Origin of the sequence: Caulobacter segnis, assembly GCF_031454995.1 — a bacterium.
Taxonomy (GTDB): Bacteria; Pseudomonadota; Alphaproteobacteria; order Caulobacterales; family Caulobacteraceae; genus Caulobacter; species Caulobacter segnis_E.
Genome location: NZ_JAVDRV010000001.1, coordinates 420,014 through 435,650, shown reverse-complemented (window position 1 = coordinate 435,650; position 15,637 = coordinate 420,014). Strand labels below are relative to the sequence as shown.

General features: G+C 69.5%; 14 protein-coding genes and 1 pseudogene. 5 read left to right on the top strand and 10 right to left on the bottom strand.

Annotated elements, in window-relative coordinates; genetic code table 11:
* Positions 1-99: 99 nt before the first annotated feature.
* From J2728_RS02135 to J2728_RS02125, 3 genes are all read right to left on the bottom strand, one after another.
* On the bottom strand, positions 100-1,851 hold the full coding sequence (locus J2728_RS02135; protein ID WP_309995730.1) for a M56 family metallopeptidase: 1,752 nt from the start codon (positions 1,849-1,851) through the stop codon (positions 100-102).
* Positions 1,848-2,237, bottom strand: coding sequence for a BlaI/MecI/CopY family transcriptional regulator (locus J2728_RS02130; RefSeq protein WP_309995727.1), 390 nt, complete (start codon positions 2,235-2,237; stop codon positions 1,848-1,850). Before J2728_RS02130 ends, J2728_RS02135 begins: the two co-directional genes overlap by 4 nt.
* Before the next feature lie 124 nt (positions 2,238-2,361).
* Positions 2,362-2,868, bottom strand: coding sequence for a hypothetical protein (locus tag J2728_RS02125; protein ID WP_309995724.1), 507 nt, complete (start codon positions 2,866-2,868; stop codon positions 2,362-2,364).
* A 410-nt stretch (positions 2,869-3,278) separates the two neighbouring features.
* Between J2728_RS02125 and J2728_RS02120 the strand changes: the two genes are divergently transcribed.
* Positions 3,279-3,680 carry a hypothetical protein gene (locus J2728_RS02120; RefSeq protein ID WP_309995721.1) on the top strand — a complete coding sequence of 134 codons (402 nt, stop codon included), beginning with the start codon at positions 3,279-3,281 and terminating at the stop codon, positions 3,678-3,680.
* Positions 3,681-3,707: 27 nt separating this feature from the next.
* Here J2728_RS02120 and J2728_RS02115 read toward each other — a convergent pair whose 3' ends face one another.
* From J2728_RS02115 to J2728_RS02105, 3 genes are all read right to left on the bottom strand, one after another.
* On the bottom strand, positions 3,708-4,124 hold the full coding sequence (locus J2728_RS02115; RefSeq protein ID WP_309995718.1) for a flagellar export protein FliJ: 417 nt from the start codon (positions 4,122-4,124) through the stop codon (positions 3,708-3,710).
* Positions 4,124-5,458, bottom strand: a complete 1,335-nt coding sequence (fliI, locus tag J2728_RS02110) for a flagellar protein export ATPase FliI (protein WP_309995715.1) — start codon at positions 5,456-5,458, stop codon at positions 4,124-4,126. The genes J2728_RS02115 and fliI overlap by 1 nt, the downstream gene beginning before the upstream one ends.
* A 90-nt stretch (positions 5,459-5,548) precedes the next feature.
* Complete coding sequence (locus J2728_RS02105; protein WP_309995713.1) at positions 5,549-6,550, bottom strand: alpha/beta hydrolase family protein; 1,002 nt, start codon at positions 6,548-6,550, stop codon at positions 5,549-5,551.
* Between the two features lie 170 nt (positions 6,551-6,720).
* On the opposite strand from J2728_RS02105, the gene J2728_RS02100 reads away from it, so the two are divergent.
* From J2728_RS02100 to J2728_RS02085, 4 genes are all read left to right on the top strand, one after another.
* Positions 6,721-7,497 (top strand): LytTR family DNA-binding domain-containing protein, encoded by a 777-nt coding sequence (locus J2728_RS02100; RefSeq protein ID WP_309995710.1) that lies wholly within the window; start codon positions 6,721-6,723, stop codon positions 7,495-7,497.
* Between the two features lie 421 nt (positions 7,498-7,918).
* Positions 7,919-8,614 (top strand): response regulator transcription factor CtrA, encoded by a 696-nt coding sequence (ctrA, locus tag J2728_RS02095; protein WP_010920871.1) that lies wholly within the window; start codon positions 7,919-7,921, stop codon positions 8,612-8,614.
* A gap of 238 nt (positions 8,615-8,852) precedes the next feature.
* Positions 8,853-10,208, top strand: a complete 1,356-nt coding sequence (locus tag J2728_RS02090) for a M23 family metallopeptidase (RefSeq protein WP_309997548.1) — start codon at positions 8,853-8,855, stop codon at positions 10,206-10,208.
* Positions 10,209-10,306: 98 nt separating this feature from the next.
* Positions 10,307-10,804: a hypothetical protein gene (locus J2728_RS02085; RefSeq protein ID WP_309995700.1), complete on the top strand. Its 498-nt coding sequence runs from the start codon at positions 10,307-10,309 to the stop codon at positions 10,802-10,804.
* 4 nt (positions 10,805-10,808) lie between these two features.
* Here the strand turns inward: J2728_RS02085 and J2728_RS02080 are convergent, their stop codons facing one another.
* The 4 genes and pseudogenes from J2728_RS02080 to J2728_RS02065 form a co-directional block, all read right to left on the bottom strand.
* Positions 10,809-12,122 (bottom strand): M20/M25/M40 family metallo-hydrolase, encoded by a 1,314-nt coding sequence (locus tag J2728_RS02080; protein ID WP_309995698.1) that lies wholly within the window; start codon positions 12,120-12,122, stop codon positions 10,809-10,811.
* A gap of 70 nt (positions 12,123-12,192) precedes the next feature.
* Positions 12,193-14,253, bottom strand: coding sequence for a phosphocholine-specific phospholipase C (locus tag J2728_RS02075; RefSeq protein ID WP_309995695.1), 2,061 nt, complete (start codon positions 14,251-14,253; stop codon positions 12,193-12,195).
* A 108-nt stretch (positions 14,254-14,361) separates the two neighbouring features.
* A pseudogene (locus tag J2728_RS02070) lies at positions 14,362-14,476 on the bottom strand (hypothetical protein); the annotation flags it as partial.
* An 11-nt stretch (positions 14,477-14,487) separates the two neighbouring features.
* Entirely contained in the window at positions 14,488-15,588 is a 1,101-nt protein-coding gene (locus tag J2728_RS02065; RefSeq protein ID WP_309995692.1) for a Zn-dependent alcohol dehydrogenase, read from the bottom strand.
* Between the last annotated feature and the right edge of the window lie 49 nt (positions 15,589-15,637).

Genomic DNA, 15,637 nt, shown 5'->3' with positions numbered 1-15,637 from the left:
GCCGGGTGAGGGGTCGCGCTTCGCTATCCGGATGGATTTCTCGACCCCTCATCCGTCAGCTTCGCTGACACCTTCTCCCGCAAGGGGAGAAGGATCAATTCAAGACACTTCCCGCGCCCGTTCCTCCAACCGATCCGCCCGGCGTTCCAGGTCGTCGGCCTTGCTCGGCAGGCTCCGGGACAGGGCCTTCAGCTCCTCGTCCGTAACCGTCTGGCCGCGCGCGCGATTGTCGGCGATCTGCTTGGCGCGGTAGGCCGGATCGCGCAGGCGCGTGGCCTCCTCGCGCATCTGGCGCGCGCCGGCCCGCATCTGCTCGGCGCCCTTGGCCATGTCGAGCCGGGCCTGCTTCATCGCGACGACGCGGGCGTGCTCGCCGGCCCTGCGGGCCTCCTCGCCGATGCGGCGGGCGTCCTCGGCCGAGAGACGCGCCTGTTCGGCGTAGACGCGCGCCTGGGCGCGAGCCTGGGCGGCGGCTACCCGCGCGGCGGCCTGGATCTCGTCGCGATGGGCTTCGACTTGGCGGCGGATCTCGTCGGCGTTGACGCGGGCGGCGTCCGCCTGGGCCCTGGCCCATTCGGCTTGCGCCTGGGCTTGCGCCCGGTCCCAAGCGGCCTGAGCGCGCGCCTGGTCTTGCGCCTGGCCTCTGTCAAAGGCCGCCTGAGTCCGCGCCTCGGCTCGCGCCTGCGCCCTGTCCCAGGCGGCTTGGGCTCGCGCCTGAGCCATGTCGTAGGCGTCAGCCGCGTCAGCTGCTGGAGCCGGAGGCGCGGCAGGCGCGGCAGGCGCGGCAGGCGCCGGCGGAGCGGCGGGCGCGGCTTCGGCGGGCTCGGCCGCCGGCGCGGGCGGCAGGGGCGGCAGGGGCGCGCTCGCGACCCCGGCGGGCGGAACAGGCGGGATCGGCGGCGCGAGCTGCCGGGTCACGGCGAAGGCGGCCAGCGGGGTCGCGACCAGCGCGATGGCGCCGATGCAAAGCGCGACGGTCAGGGGGCGGCGGCGCGCGGGGGCGTCGGTCATGATGCTGGCGATCCTCGATTTCAGGGTCCGGGCGTCGGCGGCCATCGGCAGCGAGGCGGCCGGCGCGAGCAGGGACGTGGGGTGGGCGGCCAGGCGGACCAGCGTGCGGGCGTAGAGCGCGCGATCGACGGTCCCCAGCGCGGCGGCGTCCGCCGCTTCCTCGGAGCGTTGGCGCAGGACGGCGTGCAGGCGCCAGACCAGCGGATTGAACCAGAAGATCGCCAGCACCACGCGCGAGATCACCAGGAAGATCCAGTCGTGGCGACGCAGGTGCGCCAGCTCGTGGGCCATGATCGCTTGGGCGGTGTGGCGCTCGGCCAGGGTGGCCGGATCGACCAGAATGGCGCCCGGCGCGACGCCCCAGCTCAGGGGGCCGGCGACCTTGTCGCTGCAGACCAGGTTGGGACGATCCGCCGGCGGCAGGTCCTCGATCGGCGCCAGCCAGGCGGGGCAGGTGACCGGCGCGGCCTTCCGCGTCCAGCGTGTCAGGGTGCGCAGCCCCAGCGCCAGCCGCGCGCCGATCAGCGCCGCGCCCAGCAGCCACAGACCGCCCAGAATGGCGCCCGGCGTCGCCCAGCGCGCGGTGGGCGGCGGCGGGGTGATGCTGGCGACCTCCGCCACGGCGAGGGCCGGGGTTTCCGTCAGCGGCGGCAGCAGCGCCAGCTCGATCGGCGGCAAGGCGTTCATGATCACCGGCAGGGCCAGCAGCAGGCACACGGTCCCGCGCAGGATGTCGACCCGCTCGACCGGGCGCTGGGTGAGGTGGCGAGACGCGGCCAGGCCCGCGCCCGCGATCAGGCTGGACTTGACCAGCAGCGAGATCAGCAGCGTCCAGGTCATTGCTTGTCCTCTCCGTCCTTCGTCACCACGGCCTTGTCGATCATCGCCTCGAGGGCGGCGGCTTCTTCCGGCGTCAGCTTCTGGCCCAGGCCCAGCAGGGCGCTGGCGGCGCTGGCGGCCGAGCCGGCGAAGAAGGTGTCGATCAGGCGCCGCAGGGCCCCGACCGCGACGGTCTCGGTGGCCTGGGCGGGGCGATAGGCGACGCCGTGCGCGCCGGTCGAGCGCTCCACCAGCCCCTTGCTCTCGAGGCGGGCCAGCAGGGTGCGGACGGCGGAATCGCTCAAGGGATCGGCGAGGCCGGAGCGGACGTCGGCGGTCGTGCCGGTTTCGAGCCGGCACAACGTCTCGAAGACCTCGCGTTCGCGTCGTGGCAGGGCGTCGATCAAGGGCGGCCTCCGATACCGGGTTCGCTACAGTCGTAGCGCTACACTTGTAGCGAAGAAAGTGAACTCTCCGTAATGCGGGGTGCGGCGGGGGCGACGTTCGGGGAGGAGTCGCCGCCCCTCCACCTCAGGCGTTCTCCAGCGTACGCGCCTGGGGCTGGTGGGTGTCGAGAGCCGTGTTCGGATCGGCCATCTCGGTCACCGCGTTGGCGAAGCTCAGATATTCGGCGGCGAAGTCCTGGGGCAGGATCTCGACCAGCCAGGCGTTCTCGACCCACACCTCGATCACGTGGAAGCAGCCGCCGCGATCGCAGACATAGGCGTGCCAGGCCCGGGCGGCGGCCCGGTCCAGCACCTCCCGCGGCGCCAGCGAGACGCTGAGCGCGAAGTGGGTCGGCGAGCGGCGATCGGCGGCCTCGGCCTGGCGTTCGAAGACCGCGCCGGGCTCGCCGTTCGGGACCATGACGCTACCGGCGGGGTAGATCTCGATGGCGGTGCCCAGGACGTCGCCCTTGAACACCATGTAGCTCCCCGGATTGGGTGGGAAGTCGACGACGACGCCGCCCATGATGTCGGCGAAGAATTCGGCCACGCCCTTCGGATCCGAGGCGCTGACGGAAAGATGGTGGATCACGATATATCCCTAATGACTAGACAAAGCGCGGCGCTGGACGCGCGACGACCGCCGCGCCCTTGCCAAGGCTTGTCAAATTGCTGTTCAAAAAACGGCGTTACGCGCCGAGGGGCGGGGTTTACGGTCGCTAAACTCGGGCCTCAACTTACAAGACCTTCATGACCTCGAATTAACCTTGAGCATGGCCCCCGCGCCGCTCGCGACGCGGCGCGCGGGTTGATCTAGGACAATGTCCGATCGGGGCGCCGATGGCCTACCGAAGGCCGGAGGCGTCCATGTACCTAGAAGAGTTGGGCGGATGGCCAGGCATTCTGGCTTTCGCGCTTGTTGTGACCTGTATCGTGTCGATCTTTGGATTTCGGGGGCCCTGGTCCGGGGGCTCGAGAAGGGCGACGGGGCCGACACCGCGCGTGACGGAGCGCGCCAACGAGGCTCTCGAACGACGGCCCGCCGTCCAGCCGGGGTTTCGCGAGGCGGCGGAGGAAAAGCTGGAGCCCCTGCTGCGCGATGTGGCCGATCGCGCCCGCGCCCACGGTTTCGAGGCGCGTCTCGAGATCGCGGGCGAGGGGCAGGCGTCGAAGTATCGCTTGGAGGTCAAGCGCCCCGACCACCCGGCCGACCAGCCGCTACCCTATATCGCCTTCTCGGCGGGAGAGGTGGGCCTGGTGGATGTCATCTACGGCGGCGTTTATCCCGGCCCGCTGGACCACAACCGGCACGACACCGAGATCGGCTGGCGCACGGTCCCCTGGGATCAGGTCGACAATGTCCTGGCGTCCTTCGCGCACAGGGTCTTCGCGCGCTTCGACTAGTCTGGTCTCGGCTCGGCGAGGGCTTGGCTAGAATCCGGCCGCCTTGCGGCGCAGGCCCAGCTCGTCCAGCTGGGCGGACTCGAAGGCGCCCTGTTTCTTGGCGGCCAGGACCTTGGCCTGCTCGGCGACGTGCTCGTACTTCTTGAGGTTCTCGAAGGCCTCGGCCAGGGCGTCGCGGGCCCCGACCTCCTCCTCGTGGCACTGGTCGATCTGGAGCAGAACCTCGGCGCGGCGGCGCTTATGGCCTTCGCGATAGCCGATCATGTACCAGCCCGCCGAGGCGTCGCCCTGGGCGCGCTGGGCTTCGGCCTCGGCCTCGGCGTCCAGCATGGCCACCCGCAGCTCGGCCGCCGTGCGCCGCTCGACGATCTCGGCGAGGCGCTTTTGCAGGGTCTCGACCTCGTGGGTGGAGATGCGGATCAGCGAGGCGGCCCACTTGGTCATCAGTACTCACTCTGCAGGATCTGGCCCAGCAAGCCGAAAGAGTCGTCGAGACTGGTTGCCTCTTCCTTATCCTGGCTAAGGAAAGCCTCGATGGCGGGGTTCAGGCGGATCGCGCGGTCGACCACCGGGTCGGCCCCGGCGCGATAGGCGCCGATGCGGATCAGCTCTTCCATGTTCGAATAGGCGGCCATCACCTGGCGCGCGCCCTTGACGATGTCGCGCTCGTGCGGGAGCTGGCAGCCGGGCATGGTCCGGCTGATCGACTTCAGCACGTTGATGGCCGGGAAGCGGCCGCGCTCGGCGATGGCCCGCTCCATGACGATGTGGCCGTCCAGGATACCGCGCGTGGCGTCGGCGATCGGTTCGTTGTGGTCGTCGCCGTCCACCAGCACGGTGAAGAGCGCGGTGATCGGCGCGGCGGTGGTGCCGTCGGCGCGGATGGGCCCCGGGCCGGCGCGCTCCAGCAGCTTGGGCAGCTCGGTGAAGACGGTCGGCGTATAGCCCTTGGTGGTCGGCGGCTCGCCGGCGGCCAGGCCGATCTCGCGCTGGGCCATGGCGAAGCGGGTGACCGAGTCCATCAGGCAGAGGACTTCCTGGTCCTGGTCGCGCATGTACTCGCTGATGGCCAGGGTCATGTAGGCGGCCTGGCGGCGGGTCAGGGCCGGCTCGTCCGAGGTGGCGACCACGACGACGGCGCGGCGCAGGCCTTCCTCGCCAAGCGTCTCCTCGACGAACTCGCGGACCTCGCGGCCCCGCTCGCCGATCAGGCCGACGACGACGGCGTCGCAGGTGGCTTCTTTCGCCAGCATCGACAGCAGCACCGACTTGCCGACGCCCGAGCCGGCGAAGATGCCCAGGCGCTGGCCCCGGCAGGTGGTGGTGAAGACGTTCATCGAGCGCACGCCCAGGTCCAGGCGCTCGCCCACCCGGCCGCGGGCGTGGGCCGGCGGCGGGGCGGTTTTCAGCGGATAGGGGACCTCGCCCTGCGGCAGAGGGCCCAGGCCGTCGATCGGCTCGCCGAAGGCGTTGATGATCCGGCCCAGCCAAGCCTTGGTCGGGCGGACCACGGCGCCTTCGGGAACGATGCGGATCTCCGCGCCCGGCGCGACGCCCTCGACGGGGCCGAAGGGCATCAGCAGGGCGCGGGTCTCGCGGAAGCCGACGACCTCGGCGGGCAGGGCGGTCTGGCCCAGGCGCTCGATCTCGACGCGGGCGCCGACCGCCAGGCGGGTGAGGCCGCCGCGCGCCTCGATCAGCAGGCCGTTCACGGCGGCCACGCGACCATAGACCGTCAGCGGGTCGATACGTTCGACGGCGGCGATGAGACTGCGCAAGCTGGACCCCGAAAACCCCACGAAGGCGCCGAACTTGGCCGTTGCCTCCGTGTCGCCACAGTCGGGCAACGTGGTTAACCAGGTGTGAAATCAGCGGCCGGGCGCGACGTCTTTAGGTGCGACCAATTGGTCGGTGAAGAAGCCGACGACGGCGGCGTTGAAGTCGCGGTGGAACGCTTGGCGGTCAAGGCCAGGCGCGCTGGCGCACAGATAGGCCAGATCGGCCGGCGGAGTCGTGACGCACGGGGCCATGAAGTCGAAGTGCCGCGCGTTCGGGACGACGCGATAATCGTGCGGACGCTTGAGGTTCCGGTGCACGGCCTCGGCATAGTCGTCGCCGGGCAGGATTTCGTCGCCGGCGGCCTTCCACACCTGCACGGGCGCGGTGATTCCCTTCAGGCCGGCCTCGCCGAAGGTGAAGCCGAGCGCCGGCGCGGCCGCGACCACGGCCTGGATGCGCGGATCGTGAACCCAGCGGGCGGCCAGGGAGTCGGCGGGCGCCGGGCGGCTGGCGGTCAGCTTGCAGTCGAAGTTGCCGGGAGACCTCAGGCAGTGGTCGGTCATGCGCGACAGGTCCGGTTCTCCGCCCGCCGCCGCCAGCACCGTGAATCCGCCGGACGAGAAGCCGAAGGCGCCGACGCGGTCCGGGTCCAGCTTCGCCTTCAGGGGCGAGCTGTCCAGCATCCAGCCGATCAGGGCCGACAGGGCGGCGGGCCGGTCCGCCATGGCCGTGGCGCGGCTCTGGTCGCGGTAGTTGTCGCCGGGATGGGTCAGGGCCGCGACCACGAAGCCGGCCTCCGCCAGCGCCTGGGCGGTATCGGCGTGGCCGCCGAAGAAGCCGCCGTTGCCATGCGACATGACGATCAGCGGCAGGCGCCCGCCCACGATCGGCGCGCCGGCCGCCACGGTCTGGGCGTTGAGGCCCAGCTTCATCGGCGAGGGCGCGGCGTCGGTGGGATACCAGACCCCGACCTCGACCGGCGGCGCGTCGGGGCGCGGCTGTCGCAGTGTCATGAAGCCGGCGTTGGCGGCCAGGACGGGGGTGGCGGTCGCGGTCAGCAGGGCGGCGGCGAGGAGGGCGCGGAGCGACATGGGAAGCCTTCAAGTGGATGACGATGTCGCCGCCTTCGCCGGTCGAGCGGGCCTCCGCCAGCGCTTCCGCGCGAATGGGCGAACGAGTTCGCGAGCGGGCGAACGGGTTCGCGAGCGGGCGAACGGGCCTGGGCTGGCGACTCCGGCGAGCCTGGCTCTATACGAGGGACATGACCGTCCACCGCTCGACAGCGCCGCTGATGGGGACCGCCCGCGAATGGGCGGTCGATCTGGTCGTGGCCGTGGGCATTGGCGTGTTGCTGGGGCTGATGGGGCCGTTCGGCAGTTTCTTCAACGGCGGGGCTCCCGTGCGGATCGCCTACTGGGTCGGCAGCGTCGTCACCGGCATGGCGGTGATCGGCTGGCTGGCGCGGCTGGGCCTAGCGCTCGCCTGGCGTCGGGATTGGCCGCTCTGGGCGGTGTTGCCGCCTATCGTGCTGATCGGCGCCCTGCTGCAAGGCGCGCCGCTGCGCCTCGTCGCGGTGGCCCTGTGGCCGGAGATCGACCAGCTGGTCCCGCCGCTGGCGTGGTATGGCCAATGCGTGGCGATCACGACGCCGATCGTCCTGGCCTATTATTTCATCCGCATTCGACCGCTCGCCCGCGCGCGCGAGGCGCTGGTCCCGGTGGCGGCGCCCGCCGCGACCGTCGATCCTGGCGCCGTCCTCTATCTGAGGATGGAGGACCACTATGTCCGGATCCGAACCGAGCACGGTTCCAGACTCGAGATGGGACCGCTGGCGCGGGTCACCGCCGGGCTCTCCGGCGTCGAGGGCCTCCAGACCCACCGCTCGTGGTGGGTGGCGCGACGGGCCATCGTCGGCGTCGAGCGCGACGGTCGCAACCTGCGTCTGCGCCTCGTCGACGGCCAGACCGCGCCGGTCAGCCGTGCCTCGGTGGCCAAGCTTCGCGCCGCGGGCTGGCTGGTCGCCGAAAACTTGACCTGAAGCGCCGCGTCGAGGCGTCGCGGGTCTTGGATCGACGGCGGTGAGAAGAGCGCTGGCCATCTCAAAGCAACGCCCAGAAATCTCGCGACAGAACGCCGCAATAGCGGGTCGGCCTCCTTGTGCTACGACCGTGGATTAACGGTTGCGGACGCCCGGTGATGCTTGGCGGTTATCGGTTTCCGGCCTGGGCGAGCTTGTTTTGGAAGGCCCGGAAACGCTGGGTGCGACGCCTGCGACCAATGTGCCAAAGCGGCAGCGGACGGCTTGCACCCGATTCGCAAATCAGATTAACCATTCGACCAAGACGAACATTCACCATTAACCAGTCTTAAATTAACTCTCCGGCAGGATGGTCGAAGGGTTTAACCGGCGGTCATTCCGCCAAGACGTCGAATTACGCCTGAATGGCGTGGAGGGGCTCATGCGCGTACTGTTGATCGAGGATGACAGCGCGACCGCGCAGACGATCGAGCTGATGCTGAAGTCGGAAGGCTTCAACGTCTACACGACCGATCTGGGCGAGGAAGGCGTGGATCTGGGTAAGATCTACGACTACGACCTGATCCTGCTGGACCTGAACCTTCCCGACATGAGCGGCATCGATGTTCTGCGCACCCTGCGGGTCGCGAAGATCAATACCCCGATCATGATCCTGTCGGGCTCGTCCGAGATCGACACCAAGGTCAAGACGTTCGCCGGCGGCGCCGACGACTACATGACCAAGCCCTTCCACAAGGACGAGATGATCGCCCGCATCCACGCGGTGGTCCGTCGTTCGAAGGGTCACGCCCAGTCGGTCATCAAGACCGGCGACATCGTCGTCAACCTCGACGCCAAGACCGTCGAAGTGAACGGCAACCGCGTGCATCTGACCGGCAAGGAATATCAGATGCTCGAGCTGCTCTCCCTGCGTAAGGGCACGACCCTGACCAAGGAAATGTTCCTGAACCACCTGTACGGCGGCATGGACGAGCCCGAGCTGAAGATCATCGACGTCTTCATCTGCAAGCTGCGCAAGAAGCTGGCCGCTTCGGCGCACGGCAAGCACCACATCGAAACCGTCTGGGGCCGCGGCTACGTCCTGCGCGACCCGAACGAGCAGGTCAACGCGGCTTAAGCCGCCCCTTTTTGAGTAAGCGTACCCAAGACGCCCGCCGGAAACGGCGGGCGTTTTCTTTTTGTCTCAATAGCTTAGCTTGCGTGTCGATCCGCCCCGTGACAAATCGACCGAAGCGCCGAATAGTCGTTGCCAGCTGGCCGCTGGGGCGACCATGGTCCGGCGCGAAAACAACGACTGGGGGGCTTCCCAGCCGTACGCGACTGAGTTGCGCGGCGTCGATATCGACGGGGGCACGATGCAGGAATTCGATCCGCGACGCAGCGCCACGCGCTGGGCGCCGAGGCTCTTTACCGCCATCGCCGGCCTGGCCGCGCTGGGGCTCGGTCTGAAGCTGACCGCCGACGACGTGAAGTCGCCCGCCGACAAGGCGCCGCTGGATCCCGCCGCCCTGGCCGCCCTGCAGCATGTCGCCTTCGCCGGCGCCGAGGCCCAGCCCGGCTTCGAGCGTCCCGAGAACGTCGAGGTCAAGGTGCGGCCCGGCGAGACCCTGCTGGGCGCCGTCCAGCGCGCCGGCGTCGCGCCGGAAGACGCTCGCCAGGTCGTCTCGGTCCTGCAGGGCGCGATCGACACCGTCAACATCAAGGCCGGCATGGCCTTCGAGACCGCCATCGCCCAGCGTCGCGACCAGCGCGGTCCGGCCCGCCTGATCGGCCTGTCGATGCGCGCCAGCCCGTCCTCGACCCTGACCGTCTCGCGCACCTTCGACGGCGCCCTGCGCCTGCGCGAGCTGGAGGAGAAGGTCCGCGACGAGAAGAAGGTCGCGTGCGGCGAGATGAACGGCTCGTTCTACGAGAGCGTGGCCAGCGTCGGCGGCACCCCGCAGGTGATCAGCCAGGCGGCCAAGCTGTTCTCGCACAAGATCGACTTCTCGCGCGACATCCAGGAGGGCGACCGCTTCTGCCTGGTGTTCGAGCGCAAGGTCACCGAGAGCGGCCGCACGATCGAGGCCGGAGACCTGGAATACGCCGAGGTCAAGGGCCAGAAGTTCTACGCTTTCGACCGCAGGGACCCAAATAGCGGTGGGGGGGACGGCAAGACCCAGTTCTTCGACGAGATGGGCAAGAACATCAAAGGCTTCCTGCTGCGCACGCCGGTCGATGGGGCGCGGATCACCTCGGTGTTCGGCATGCGCCGCCACCCGGTGCTGGGCTACACCCGCGCCCACCAGGGCGTCGACTTCGGGGCGGGAACGGGGACGCCGATCCTGGCCGCCGGCGACGGCGTGGTGCTGGAGGCCAAGCGCTGGGGCGGTTACGGCAACTGGCTGCGCATCCGCCACTCAGGCAATTGGGACACCGGCTACGGCCACATCTCGCGTTACGCCCCAGGCATTCGTCCGGGCATGAAGGTGCGTCAGGGTCAGGTGGTGGCCTATGTCGGCTCGACCGGCCTCGCGTCGGGCCCGCACCTTCACTACGAGATCTGGCAGCGCGGCCAGCGGGTCAATCCGATCGGCGCGAAGGTGCCGCAAGGCACGGTGCTGGCCGGCTCGGAGCTGGCCGCCTTCAGGTCGCAAAAGGCCCACATCGACCGCCTGCTGGCGGATGGCGGGGCGGTGATGGATACGCCCAAGCTGGCGACGCTCGAATAGGCGAGACGCGGTCTTCGCGTCCGAAATTTGATCTGGCGCTAAGCGCGGGCGCGGCCTTGGCGGAATGCTGTGGCGATATCCGTCCCAGGAGACATGCCATGGTCGCCCCCAAGCGTCGCGGCAATCCGGCGCTGCGCTTCGCAGCCGTTCGCCGCATCCACACCTATCTTGGCCTGCTGATCGCCCCCAGCGTTCTGTTCTTCGCCCTTACCGGCGCGGTCCAGATCTACAAGCTGCACGAAGCGCACGAGGGCTATGTCCCGCCGCCCGTGGTCGAGAAGCTGGGCATGGTCCACAAGATCCAGGTCTACAAGGCGCGCGGGAAGCGGCCCGGTCCGCCCGCCGCGGAAGCGGCCAAGGTGACGGCGGCCCCCGCCGCGGCGAAACCGGCCGAAGCCAAGGCGCCGGCGACCAAGCCCAAGCTGGCCACGACGCTGCTGAAGGCGATCTTCCTGCTGGTCTCGATCGCGCTGGCCGCCGCCACCGTGCTGGGGGCCTGGATGGCCGTCGCCTATGGGCGCGAGAAGAGACTGTCGTGGATCCTGCTGGGCGTCGGGACGGTGATCCCGACGGTGCTGATCGCCCTGTCGACCTGACGAGTCAGTCCACCCCCGCCACGGCCAGCAACGCGGCCAGGCCCACGCTCATGCCCTTCACCGTCGGGGCCTTCTCGATGTCGATCCACTCGTCGAGGGCGTGGGCGCGACCGCCCAGGAAGCCCGCGCCGATGGTCAGGGCCGGCACGCCCAGGTTCATCGGGATGTTGGCGTCCGTCGAGCCGGCGTGGCGCGCGGGCTTGTAGCCGAGGCTGGTGATCGCCGCCTCGGTCAGGACCGAGATTTCCGCCGTCCGGGGCGTGGCGCCGGCCGGCCGTTCGCCGATCACCTTGGCCGTATAGGTCACCGCGCCGGCTCGGGTGGAGCGGGCGGCGTTCTCGCCCGCGACCGCCTTGTCGAGGATGCCGATCAGGGACTGGTCCAGCTTGGCCAGTTCGGCGGCGCTTTCCGAGCGCATGTCGAACTCCATGAAGACATCGTGCGGGATCGAGTTCACCGAGGTGCCACCGCCGGTGACGCTGGCCGAATAGGTGGTCTTGGGGTCCTTGGGCGGCTGGATCGCGTAGAGGTCGGTCACGGCCTGGGCCATGGCGGCCATCGGGTTGACGATGCCGAACGCGCCATAGCTGTGGCCGCCCGGGCCCGAGAAGGTCACGCGATAGCGCTTGGAGCCCGTTCCCTGGTCGACGATGTGCTCGGGATTGGCGCCGTCCATCGAGAAGAAGGCGCTGATCCGGCCCTTGTACGGACCCTTGTTGAATAGGTAGCGGACGCCGCGCAGGTCGCCGGGGCCTTCCTCGCCGACATTGCCGACGAACAGGATGTCCTTCTTGGTCTTGATCCCGGCGGCGTCCATCGCTCGCAGATAGGCCAGCAGGGTCGAGAGGGCGCGGGTGTCGTCGCCGATCCCGGGCGCCATCAGCTTGGTCCCTTCGCGGCGCACCTTCACGTCCGTGCCTTCGGGGAAGACGGTGTCCAGGTGAGCGGCGATGACCACGAACGGGCCCGCGCCCTTGGTCGCCGTTCCCGGACGCACGCCCATGACATTGCCCTCGGCGTCCATCTCGACATGGGTCAGGCCGTGGGCCTTCAGCATCTCGAGATAGGCCTTGGCCCGCTTCTCCTCCTTGAAGGGCGGGGCGGGAATCTCGGTCAGGGTGATGATGTCGGCGACCGTGCGGTCGTAGTCGGCGTCGAGCTTGGCGACCGCCTTCTGGAAGGCCGGCGAGGCGACCAGCTTGCCGACGGTCTTGGCGGGGTCGGCCTTCGAAGCCGCCATGGGGGGCGCGGCGATCGCCGGCGCGGCCGTCAGGGCCAGGGCGAGGGCGGCGAGGGAGGCGGCGTGGCGAAGGGTCATGGCGGCGAATCCTTGGAAACGCCGCCACCCTAGACCGTCGGCTTGGGCGAAGCGAAGCGCCCTGACGCCTCTAGACCTTCAGCGGCGCCGGACCGCCCATCCACGGGTCACTGACCGAGTCCTTGCCGGTCTCGATCCGGCCGGAGACCCGCCGCAGCCAGGCCGGGACGCCGTCGAGGCGGGCGGTGATGTCGTACCAGCCCTGACGGGTCGGGAAGGCCTTGGAGCGGGTCTCGCCCGGCGCCAGGGTCACGTTCAGGCTTTCGCCGTCCAGGACCTCGACCGACAGGGCGCGGGGCGTCTGGCCCGTGTTGACGGCGCTGACCCGCAGCGTGTCGCCCTCGGCGCGGGCGGTGATCTCGACGCCTTCGTCGTTGCCCGCGAAGCGGCGATGGAAGCCGTTAGGGCCCAGCACCCACAGGTCATAGGCGCCGGCCGGCCAGGCGTCCTCCAGGCTGGTCCCAGGCGCCAGGGTGTAGCGGCGCGGAACCGTCTCCAGCCGCAGGCGGTCATAGACGTGCAGCACGGCGGCCGCCGCGCCGGTGTTGGTCAGGGTCAGACGCGCGGCGCCGTCCTGGACCTTGGCGTCCGCGACGAGCGCGTAGGGCAGGGCGCGCGAGGGCCGGGTTCCCTTGGCCTGAACGGGCGCGACCACGCTCGTCGGCGTCGGCGGCTTGGTGCGACCCAGGGCGTTGGCGCGCTTGGCCGCCTCGGCCGTCGGCGGCAGAGGCGCGAAGGGCTTGGCGTTCGGCGTCTTGAAGTCGAAGCAGGTGGTCAGGTCGCCGCAGACCGCCCGCCGCCAGGGGGCGATGTTCGGCTCGGCGACGCCAAAGCGCGCCTCCAGGAAGCGGATCACCGAGGTGTGGTCGAAGACCTGGCTGTTGACCCAGCCGCCGCGGCTCCAGGGCGAGATCACATACAGCGGCACGCGCGGACCCAAGCCATAGGGCCGACCCATCAGGTCGTCGCGCTCGGACTTGGCCTCGGTCGGGTTGCGCACGTGGTGGTGCATGCCCGTCTCGTCCACCGTCGAGCCGCCCAGCGGCTTGCCGTCAGCGCCGCGGCAGGCCGGCGAGGGCGGCGGCATGTGGTCGTAGAAGCCGTCGTTCTCGTCGAACATCACCAGGAACGCCGTCCGCGCCCAGACCTTGGGATCGGCGGTCAGGGCGTCCAGCACCCGGGCGGTGTAGTCCGCGCCCTGGGCGGGGCTGGAGGGGCCGGGATGCTCGGAATCGGCGGCCGGGGCGATGATCCACGAGACCTGGGGCAGGCGGCCGGCCACCACGTCCTCGCGCAGCTTGTCCAGGTGCCAGGTCGACAGGCCCAGCCGCTTCAGGCGTTGGTCCGAGCCCGGCAGGTCCTTGTAGGCGTCGCGATAGGCCTTGAACCCCGCCAGCGGGTTGTCGGTGAAGTTGTCGGCCATGTCCTGGTAGATGCGCCAGGAGACGCCGGCCTTCAGCAGCCGCTCGGGATAGGTGGTCCAGCTGTACGACTCCTTGGAGCCGCCCTTTTCGGCGAAGTTGTCGTGGCTGTTCGAGATCGACGGACCGCCGGCCTTACCCGCCGGGTCGTTGGTCCCGGTCCACAGGAACAGGCGGTTGGTGTTGGTCCCCGTCTGGGTGGCGCAGTGATAGGCGTCGCAGAGGGTGAAGGCGTCGGCCAGGGCGTACTGGAACGGGATGTCGGCGCGCTGGAAATAGCCCATCGACCAGGGGTGCTTGGCGTCGGGCCAGCGGTCCATGCGGCCCTGGTCCCAGGCGTCCTGGGCGTCGGTCCAGCTGTGCGGCGTGCCCTCGACGCGCATGTGGGCGAAGGTCTGGGCGCTGTTCAGCGGGAACGGCGCCAGCAGCTTGTCCTTGTCATAGGCCTGGACGAACACCGAGGCGTCCTTGCGGCCCGCGGTGTCGCGGACGGGCGCGGGGAAGCGGTCGCCAAAGCCGCGCACGCCGTTCAGCGTCCCGAAATAGTGGTCGAAGCCCCGGTTCTCCTGCATCAGGATCACGATGTGCTCGACGTCCTGAAGCGTGCCGGCGCGGACGTCGGCGTCGATGGCGGCGGCGCGCGCCAGGGCGGGCGGCAGGCTCAGGGCGCCGATGGCGGCGAGCAGGCCGCGACGATCGATCTGGGGCATGGCGGGACTCCGATGAACTCCGCCGGAAATAGCACGGCTTATTCGTCAGTCCTGTGACAACTGGACTAGACCAGATGTGGGGAGGTCATAGCGCCCCCTCCGTCTCGTCGCTTCGCGCCGATCCACCTCCCCCGCAAGCGGGGCAGGAGGGGAGCGGCTTCCTCCTCACCCGTGCAACGGGGGAGGTGGCGCGATGCGGATACGCATCGTGACGGAGGGGGCGTCAGTCTTCCATCAATCGAACACGATCACCGACCGCGCCAGCTCGCCGCGCTTCAGCTCGTCGAACGCCGAGTTGACGTCCTCCAGCTTGATCCGGCGCGAGATCAGCTCGTCCAGCTTCAGCTTGCCCGACATGTAGAAGTCGACCAGGCGAGGCATGTCGACCGGGAAGCGGTTGGAGCCCATGTAGCTGCCCTGGATCCGGCGCTCGCCCAGGAAGTCGGGGCCGTGCAGCTCAATCTTGGTGCCGACCGGGATCATGCCGATGATGTTGGCCGTGCCGCCGCGCTTGAGCATCTTGAACGAGGCTTCGGCGGTGGCCTTGAGGCCGATGGCCTCGAAGCTGTGCTGCACGCCGCCGCCGGTCAGCTCGATCACCGCCTTGGCGATGTCATCGACCTGCGAGCCGTCGATCACGTCGGTCGCGCCGAAGGTCTTGGCCAGCTCCAGCTTGGCGGGCACGCGGTCGATGGCGATGATCCGGCCGGCACCGACGATCGCCGCGCCATTGATCGTGGCCAGGCCCACGCCGCCGCAGCCGATGACCGCCACGGTCTCGCCCGCGCGGACGCTGGAGGTCTGGATCACCGCTCCGACGCCGGTGGTCACCGCGCAGCCGATCAGGGCGGCGCGGTCGAACGGCATGTCCTTGCGCACCGCGACGCACGCGTGCTCGTGGACCAGCATCATCTCGGCGAACGACGATAGGTTCAGGAACTGGGCCATCGGGCCTGTCCCGCCGTTCAGGTCCTCCTTGAAGAGGCGAGGCTCCTCGGTCTTGCCGCGCCGGGTCTCCGGGCTGATGCAGAGGTTCATGTGCCCCGTCAGGCAGACCTCGCAATGGCCGCAATAGGGGTTGAGGCAGGTGATGACGTGGTCGCCGACCTTGACCGTCCGCACCTCCGAACCGACCGCCTCGACGACCCCGGCGCTCTCGTGACCCAACACGGCGGGCAGGGGGTGAGGATAGGAGCCCTCGATGAAGTGCAGGTCCGAGTGGCAGACGCCCGCGGCCTTGGTGCGGATCAGCACCTCGCGCGGGCCGGGCTTGCCGATGGCCACGGTCTCGATCTCGAGGGGCTTGCCCACCTCGCGCAGAACAGCGGCCTTCATGCTCGTCTCCCTGTTGTCGAGGAGAGACTAGCGTCCCCCTCGGGGCGAG

Coding starts and splice junctions, on each gene's coding strand:
- J2728_RS02135 (WP_309995730.1), bottom strand. CDS start 1,851: ATGACCTGGACGCTGCTGATCTCGCTGCTGGTCAAGTCCAGCCTGATC.
- J2728_RS02115 (WP_309995718.1), bottom strand. CDS start 4,124: ATGACCAAGTGGGCCGCCTCGCTGATCCGCATCTCCACCCACGAGGTC.
- J2728_RS02105 (WP_309995713.1), bottom strand. CDS start 6,550: ATGTCGCTCCGCGCCCTCCTCGCCGCCGCCCTGCTGACCGCGACCGCC.
- J2728_RS02100 (WP_309995710.1), top strand. CDS start 6,721: ATGACCGTCCACCGCTCGACAGCGCCGCTGATGGGGACCGCCCGCGAA.
- ctrA (WP_010920871.1), top strand. CDS start 7,919: ATGCGCGTACTGTTGATCGAGGATGACAGCGCGACCGCGCAGACGATC.
- J2728_RS02090 (WP_309997548.1), top strand. CDS start 8,853: ATGCAGGAATTCGATCCGCGACGCAGCGCCACGCGCTGGGCGCCGAGG.
- J2728_RS02085 (WP_309995700.1), top strand. CDS start 10,307: ATGGTCGCCCCCAAGCGTCGCGGCAATCCGGCGCTGCGCTTCGCAGCC.
- J2728_RS02080 (WP_309995698.1), bottom strand. CDS start 12,122: ATGACCCTTCGCCACGCCGCCTCCCTCGCCGCCCTCGCCCTGGCCCTG.
- J2728_RS02075 (WP_309995695.1), bottom strand. CDS start 14,253: ATGCCCCAGATCGATCGTCGCGGCCTGCTCGCCGCCATCGGCGCCCTG.
- J2728_RS02065 (WP_309995692.1), bottom strand. CDS start 15,588: ATGAAGGCCGCTGTTCTGCGCGAGGTGGGCAAGCCCCTCGAGATCGAG.